This is a genomic window from Euzebya rosea (assembly GCF_003073135.1).
Classification (GTDB): domain Bacteria; phylum Actinomycetota; class Nitriliruptoria; order Euzebyales; family Euzebyaceae; genus Euzebya; species Euzebya rosea.
Genome location: NZ_PGDQ01000027.1, coordinates 37,067 through 44,742 on the forward strand (window position 1 = coordinate 37,067; position 7,676 = coordinate 44,742).

The 7,676-nt window shown below is 72.3% G+C and carries 5 protein-coding genes; 1 reads left to right on the top strand and 4 read right to left on the bottom strand.

The features are described from left to right. Nucleotides 1-18: 18 nt before the first annotated feature. The gene (locus CUC05_RS23420; protein WP_108668575.1) at nt 19-1,959 is read right to left on the bottom strand and encodes a DUF5995 family protein; all 1,941 of its coding nucleotides are present in this window, start codon (nt 1,957-1,959) and stop codon (nt 19-21) included. Between the two features lie 61 nt (nt 1,960-2,020). Then, nucleotides 2,021-3,217, bottom strand: a complete 1,197-nt coding sequence (locus CUC05_RS23425) for an ABC transporter substrate-binding protein (RefSeq protein ID WP_157965939.1) — start codon at nt 3,215-3,217, stop codon at nt 2,021-2,023. A gap of 123 nt (nt 3,218-3,340) precedes the next feature. Between CUC05_RS23425 and CUC05_RS23430 the strand changes: the two genes are divergently transcribed. Beyond that, on the top strand, nt 3,341-4,216 hold the full coding sequence (locus CUC05_RS23430) for an alpha/beta fold hydrolase (RefSeq protein ID WP_157965940.1): 876 nt from the start codon (nt 3,341-3,343) through the stop codon (nt 4,214-4,216). Nucleotides 4,217-4,261: 45 nt separating this feature from the next. Here the strand turns inward: CUC05_RS23430 and CUC05_RS23435 are convergent, their stop codons facing one another. Then, nucleotides 4,262-5,707 carry a RodZ family helix-turn-helix domain-containing protein gene (locus CUC05_RS23435; RefSeq protein WP_108668578.1) on the bottom strand — a complete coding sequence of 482 codons (1,446 nt, stop codon included), beginning with the start codon at nt 5,705-5,707 and terminating at the stop codon, nt 4,262-4,264. Between the two features lie 66 nt (nt 5,708-5,773). Next, nucleotides 5,774-7,676 (bottom strand): hypothetical protein (locus CUC05_RS23440; RefSeq protein ID WP_108668579.1); only part of this gene is annotated, 1,903 nt, incomplete at its 5' end.

Consider the following 7,676-nt stretch of genomic DNA (forward strand, 5'->3'; position numbering starts at 1 on the left):
GCTTGCGGTGAAGTCCGCTCAGCGGTCGATGCCCCCGACCAGCTGGGTGGTCAGGACCAGCCGGCGGCTGAGCATCCGCAGCAGGCCGACCGCCACACGGGGGTGGCGGTCGAGCAGCTCGGCCAGCACGGCGGTCGGCAGCAGCCACGTGCGCACGTCGGTCCCGGCGGTGCACATCGAGGTCGCCGGGCCGTCCGTCAGGGCCGACAGCTCGCCGACGGACTCGCCGGGGCCGAAGGCGAACAGGGGGATCTGGCCGTCACGCCTGGTCTGGCTGACCACGACCCGCCCCTCGACGATCAGGTGGATGCCGTCGGACCGTGCACCCTCCTCCACCAGGATCGACCCAGCTGGGTAACGCCGGGCCTGCAGGCGGTCCGCCACGCGCAGCAGGTCGTCGGTGGCGACCTCGGTGAACAGTGCGGTGGACCGCAGGAACAGCACGCGGTCGATCAGGTCGTCCATGGCTCCGTCTCTCTCCGGGTCTCGTTCCGTCCCCGCCATCCGGGACGCACACGTGCGCACCCACGGATCCGGGTGCACGGCCAGCAGGGCACGGGCCTCCTCGGCGGTGGCGGCGCCCACCGTCCTCGGCCGGAGGGTGCGGCCGACCCGTTCCCCGAGCGCCACGGCGCGGTCGCGGTGGTCGCGGAGGGCGGCGGACAGCTCCGGCACGGCAGCCACCTCGGGCACCGCAACGCACCGCTCCGCGTCGTCGACGCCTGCCTGCCATCGCTCCACCAGCGCGGCCATCGGCCCCCGGGGAAGCTGTCCCGGGGGGACCGTCCGGTCCTCCACCACCGTCTCCAGGACTGCCAGCTGGCGGGGACCGCGACGGTCGAGCCACCGCGTCAGGTCCGCCCGCCGATGGCGCGGCGACTCCGACTGGACCACCGCGACGAACTCGGCGGCCAGGTCGTCACGATCCGCGTCGAGCAGGGCGTCGAGGATCCTGCCCGGGTCGTAGCCGGCGAAGGCCAGCTCGCGCAGGGCCAGCTCGCCGACGACGGGGTTGGTGCACGCCATGTCGACCAGGTGGTCGCGGGTGGCGTCGGGCATGGCGACCGCCGCCGCCCACTCCTGCTCCTCGCCCCGGTCCGTCCAGTCGGCGAGGCCGTCGGCGATCTCCCGGGGGTTGAGGCTGAGCACGTCGACCAGGTCGGCGTGCACGGCGGCGTAGGCGTCGATCATCCCGGCGACGGCGGCACGCCGCAGGTCGGTGCGAGCGTGGATCAGCAGGGTGGCGTGCGCCCACGCCCGGTCGCGGGCGTCCATCAGCAGCCGCTGTCCGAGCGCGGCGGTGACGCGGCTGACCAGCTTGTTGCCGAGCTTCAGCACCGAGGCGAACTGTCCGAGCACCGTGTCCTGGATGACGGGGATGGCGTCCCAGGCGATCTGGTTGATGACCAGGAAGTCGAGGTGCCGCACGTCGGGCACCCCCGTGCGTGACACCGACGTCCAGCGGTCCGACAGGCCGTCGAGGTCGCCGGCGGCGCGGCACGACCCGAGGGTGACGAACGCCAGGTCGTAGTGGATGTGGGCGTTCATGCCGAGGAACATCGCCTGCAGGACGTTGGCGTCCCCCGACCGGGCATCACCGAACGCCCGCGACCACGCTCGGCACTGGGTCGGGTCGCCCTGTGCCCACCGGCGCGACTGCAGCAGGTAGGCGTCGATGAACCGACACGACATGTCGGCGGCGAAGGCGACGTCGCTGAACCTCCCCTCGTCGAAGCCCTTGCGGACCTGCCGCGAGAAGGCCAGGTACGTCAGGTGGAACACGCCGCGACGGTCGCGGCTGGCGACCAGGCGTTCCTGCTCCTCCGCGAGCGCGTCGATCCGGGCGTCGAACCCCCGCAGCGTGTACCCCTCGGGTGGAGGGTCCTGCTGGCAGAAGCCGTTGAGGGCGTCGGCCACGCCGGGAGGCGTGGTCGCCACGCCCCCGAACGGGTTGTCCACCTTCGCTCCTCCTTCGTGTCCGGCGTCGACCGCCAGACCCTACGCCGAGAGCGGTTGGGAGCTAGCGCAGCACCTCGTTGTCCCACACCTCGGCGATCCGGTCGGCGTTGGCCGCGTAGACGTCGTAGGGGTAGTACTTCAACGCCTCGAACTGCGCTTCTGTCGACGGGAAGGCGGCCGCCCACAGCTCGTCGGTGGCGGCGTACTCCTCGGCGATGTCCTGCACCGCGCAGGCGTACTCGCCGGACTCCGCCAGGGTCTGCTGGTACTCGCGGCTGCAGATGTGGTCCAGCGCCGCCAGGGACAGGTCGAGGTTGCGGACGCCCTGCGGCACCCCGAAGAACAGCTGCACGTACGCCTCGGTGCCCGTCGGCACGGTCCCGGTGACGGGGGCACCGTCCCGGATGGGTGCGAGCAGGCCGTTGCCGTGGATGTTGCCCGCGGCGACCTCGCCGTTGACCAGCGCGTCCACGCCTGCGGACGTCGACGGCCAGTAGAAGCCGACCTTGTCGCCGTTGGCTGCGGCGAAGGACAGCACCCCCTCGAGGTCGCCCTCCAGCAGGTCACGGCCCTGGCCGGGATCCATGCCCTCGGCCTCGGCCATCATCTCCGCGAAGGTGTACAGCGACATGTAGGACAGGCTGTAGAGCATGAAGCCCTGCTCGGGCGTCCGGGTGAGCAGCTCGTTCCAGGTCGTGAACGGCTCGGCGAGCTCGGTGTTGGTGGCAAGGGTCATCGCCGAGGAGATGAAGGGGATCCCGTAGCCCTGGTCGTAGACCGTGGTGTCGAGCAGGCTCGGATGGAAGTTCGCGGCGGCGTTGGGCACCCTGCCGGTGTCGAACTGCTGGAACAACCCCTGCTCGATCGCCGGCAGGCCCTGCGTCGGGTCGGTCAGGACCACGTCGAAGGGCGGGGCGTCGTCGGGCGCGGCCTCCAGGCGGGCGATCCCTTCGGTCCACGCCGAGTCGATCGTCACCGTCGCCCCCGTCAGGGCCTCGAACTGCGGGACGAAGTTGGCGCGGTACAGGTCCTCGGTCAGCCCCGAGTAGACCAGCAGGGTGATCTCCTCACCCGCGAAGTCCCCACCGCCGGCGGGCGACTCCGCGGCGGTCGCCCCGGTGGTCGCCGTGGGGGTGGTTGCCGTGGCGACCGGGTCGTCGTCGCCCGCGCAGGCACCGAGGAGGGGGATGGCACCGGCCGCACCGGCCAGCATGCTGCCGTGCCGCAGCACGTCTCGTCGGGACAGTCGGGATCGCATCGGGGCTCCAGTCAGGGAGAGGTCGTCGTGTCGTTGTTCGGCACTGCCGGCCTCGCGGTTGGGCACTGCATGCACCGTCGACGCGAACCGCACCACGCCGCCGAGCCGTTAGCATCCCACAACGTGAGCGACGTTCGGGTGTGGCGGGATCAAGGGCGGCATCGCCTGCTCGCAGGCCGGCGGATATTCACCGTCGACCGACCTGCGGTGGAGGGGGAGGACGGACCGCCGTTGCTGCTGGTCCACGGCTTCCCCACGTGCGGGGCCGACTGGCGCCACGTGATGCCGCTGCTCGACCGACGCCGTCGGGTCCTGGCCCTCGACCTGCTGGGCTACGGGTTGTCGGAGAAGCCCGACATCGCCTACCCGCTGGACCTGCAGGCCGACATCGTGGAGGCCTTCGTCGACGACGCTGGCCTGTCGGGCACGCCGATCGTCCTGGTCACCCACGACATGGGTGACTCCGTCGGCGGCGAGCTGCTGGCCCGGATCATCGAGGGCCGGTCGTCGGTCGTGGTGGACCGCCGGGTCCTGGCCAACGGCTCGATCTTCATCGAGGACGCCGACCTGCGGGTCGGCCAGAAGCTGCTGCTGGCGGTGGGTGACCGGGCAGTGTCGCTGCCGGCCGTGCGGGCCATGTTCCGCCGAGGGCTGCCGGAGGTGTTCGGCCCGACGACCCAGCCGACGGCTGAGGAGATGGAGCTGCAGTGGGCCCTGCTGTCCCACGACGGCGGCCAGCGGCTGTACCCCCGGTTGATCCGCTACCTGCCGGAACGACGACGGCGGCAGGACCGGTGGACCGGGGCGATCGTGGACCATCCGAGCCCCCTCACCGTGGTGTGGGGCGCGCTGGACCCGGTCGCGGGGCTGGGGATGGCCGTGCGGCTGCAGCAGCGCCGGTCCGACCTGGACCTGGTCGTGCTGGACGACGTGGGGCACTTCCCGATGATCGAGGCGCCGGAGGCGTTCGCCGGCGCGGTCCTGGCCGCGCTGGCCTGACGGATCCCGGGATCCGGACCCGGCCCCGGCCCCGGCCGGGGGCGGTCAGGCCTGGTCGTCGACGACGACGAACCGGACCTCGCCCAGGACGTCGGCCTGGCCCGCACGGGTGAACTGCAGCACGTGCTCGCCGACCGGCCAGCCACCCTCCAGCGGCACCTGGCGGCTGAACCGGCTGGTGTGGTCGCCGGCGACGAGGTCGACCTGCTCGGTGCCGAAGGGCCCCCCGTCGACGGTCCAGTTGGCGATCAGGGCGTCGCCGTCCTCGGCGCCCGTGTAGGACACCACGAAGGAGATCGGGTCGAACGGGGTGGCCTCGGGGACCGCCACGTCGGGATCGGGGTCGGCGCCGAGGCCGACCGCCACGCCGGTCTCGACCAGCGCGACGCCATCTGTGGCCGGGGCGTCGGGTTCGTCGGGTTCGGTGGCTGGTGTCTCCGTGACCGGCGCAGCCGCGTCGGTCTCCGTCGCGGCCGGGGTGGCCTCGGGGTCACCCGTTTCGGTCTGCGTGGGTTCGGAGGCCACCACGTCCGGTTCGCTCGGGTCGACGAGCGGGTCGTCGTCGGTGGTGGCGTCGTCCTCGACGGTCGGCACCTCGAGGGTGGGTTCGTCGGTCCGGTCGCCACCGGGCAGCGCATCGTCCCCGCGGCTGAACAGCAGGAAGCCGACCGCGGCGATGAAGGCCACGCCGACGATCACCCAGACGAGGCTGCTCGACGTCCGCGGTGCACCGAGGGGCATCTGGACGTCGCCGACCTGGCTGGACAGGTCGACCTCCTCGGCGTCCGCGTGGTCCATCGGCGCCGAGGGCTCGACGTCTGCAGGTGGCGACTCGACGTCGGTCAGCACGACGGGGATGCTCGCGAACGGGTCGCCGTCGTCGCTGCGCTCCCCCCGGTCGCCGACGTCGTCGGACGCGGCCCCGTCCGAGGCGGGGGACACCGGCTCGATGGACGATGCCTGGTCACGCCCCCGGCGCACGACCTCGAGGACCTCCTCGGGGACCTCGATCCGCGACACGTTGACCAGCTCGTCCCGGCCCTGGAGGATCAGCCGGCGCAGCTCGCCGAGCGCCGGGTTCTGCCGGGCCGCGGCGACGTCCGCCGGGTTGCCGACCGCCAGTCCACCGAGCCGCTCGGGCTCGACGACGTTGACCTGGTCCTGGGCGCCGAGCGCCTCCAGCCGGCCGTGGGCCAGCTCGGTTCGTGCCTCGCGGGAGTCGATCATGGCCAGCCCGGCCGCGGAGTCCAGCGCCAGGCCCATGCCGTCGTGCAGCAGCGCCAGCTCCGACGCCGGACACATCGTCGGCTGCTCGATCGCGGCCGCCCGAACCCGGCGGAGGAGGATCTCCACGCGCAGGGCGTCATCGGCCCCGGGCACCTCGGGACGGGCGACCGCCGCGAGGACGGCGGCTCTCGCCCGTGCGTCGTCCCCGGTCAGCCACCACGCGTAGGTGTAGGCGAGCTCCGCCTCGTGGTCCTGGATGATCATGATCGACCGCAGCGTACCGACTTCGTGCCCAGAACCGCAGCGGCGCCCACCGCCGGCTCGGCGGGTTCACGAACCGATGGTCACCAGCACGCCGGTCTCGTCGGCGTCGGGGATCGTCACGGGGGTGCTGCCGGCACGTCGTTGCCCGTCCGGCCCGCGCAGGACGAACGACCGCACCTCTCCGACGTCCTGGCTGGCGTTGTCGACCACCCGCAGGGCCCAGGTCGCCCCGGGACCGGGTGGGTAGTGGGCGGCGCAGGCGGACAGGTCCGCGGTCACCACCAGGTCGTCGCTGGCGTCCTCGGGGTCGGGCGTGGCCACGTCGACCCGGCACAGCGCCGTGCCGTCGGCGTCGAGCACGCCGACCTGGACCAGCAGGTCCCCGACGTAGGTGTGGGCGATGTCGATGTCGACCTCGACGCCGGAGGCGGTCGCGGGGGCGGCGGGAGCCCCCTCCTCCTCCGCCATGGGCTGGCTGTCGGAGCCGAGGTCCGCGCCGACGGTCGCCACGATGCCCTGGGGGTCGGCGTCGGGGATGGCCAGCGGCAGCCCGCCGGCGGCGTAGCGGGTGCCGTTGTGGAGCACGGCGAACTGGAAGAGGGTGCCGACGTCGAGGTCGAAGGCGTCGACGACCCGCAGGACCCAGACGTCGTCGGGTCCGGGCGGCAGGTGCGCGGCGCAGTCGGTGTCGGTCACGTCGTAGCGACCGGTGATGTTGTCCGCGCCGTCGACCCCGTCGGGGCTCTTCAGCTGCAGGGTGCACTGCAGCTCCCCGCTGGCGTCCACCACGCCGAGGTCCACCTGCAGGTCACCACGGAACGCGTGGACGATCTTCAGGGCGACCTGGGCGTTGGTCCGGTCGAGGTCCATCAGGTCGTCGGGCCGCATGACCTGCACGCCGCTGGACCCCTCGGCGGTCAGGCCGTGTGCGGCGAAGGCGTCCAGGATGATGGTGGCGTTGCGTCCGTCGTTGAACGTCGCGTCGCTCGCCGCGAAGGCCGCTGCGGCGTCGTTGAGGTCCAGCGCCGGGGTGAGGAAGGGCAGGCTGCCCAGCAACGTGCCGTACACCTCGTCGCGCACGGCGTCGCACGGATCGGCCTGTCGGTCCTGGCAGTCGCTGGGGACGAGGCCCGTGTCGCGGGCGAGGACGGCCTCGAAGACGTCCCAGACCGCGCCGGTGTAGATCTCGGCGTCGCGGTGGACCTCGGCGACCAGGTCGCGCGGGTAGGCCTTGTCCGTGTCGATGCGGCGGATGCAGCTGCCCCGCTCGGCCCAGTGGAACAGGCAGCCGATGTCGCCGTTGCGGAACTCCAGGGTGGTGAAGACGCTGACCAGGTCCGAGAACCCCTCGTGGAAGGCCCCGCCCTCGTCGCTGACGATGTTGGGAACCGCCGCCTGCAGCAGCGCATGCCCGTACTCGTGGATGATGCCCTGGGCGTCCTCGGCCTCGGTGACACCGTCAGCTCCGCCGCCCATGTGGATGGTGTCGTCGGTGAACAGGTAGAAGGCGTTGTCCTGGAACTCGTCGTCGATCGGCACGAACTCGACCGGGTCGTCGGCGTGGTAGTCGTAGCCCAGCCCCTGCACGAGCTGCTGGGTGTAGTCGATCCAGTAGTAGGTCATGCCCGCCTCGAAGGTGGGGTCCTGCCCACCGCGACCGCCCTCGCCGAAGACGTTGTCGGGGTCCCGGTAGGTCGCCGCGACGTCCGGATCGATCGCGGCGTAGCGGCCGACGAGGTTCCCGTCGCCGGGGTTGTCGAGGTTGGCCAGCGGGACGCCGACGAGGGTCTGGTTGGCCTGCCCGGGACTGATCGTCGTGGTGCCGCTGGCGTAGAACGGGTCCACGACGAAGATGCAGGCGCTGGGCGGGGCGGGTGCGTTGCAGCCCCCGCCCTGGGCCACCTCGACGGCCCTCGGGGTGGCGGTGTGCCCGGCGTGGGCGTCGGTGTGCCCGGCGTGGGCGTCGGTG

Bases quoted from the DNA above. Each gene is read 5' to 3' on its own strand.
- CUC05_RS23425 (WP_157965939.1), bottom strand. From the start codon at position 3,217: ATGCGATCCCGACTGTCCCGACGAGACGTGCTGCGGCACGGCAGCATG.
- CUC05_RS23435 (WP_108668578.1), bottom strand. From the start codon at position 5,707: ATGATCATCCAGGACCACGAGGCGGAGCTCGCCTACACCTACGCGTGG.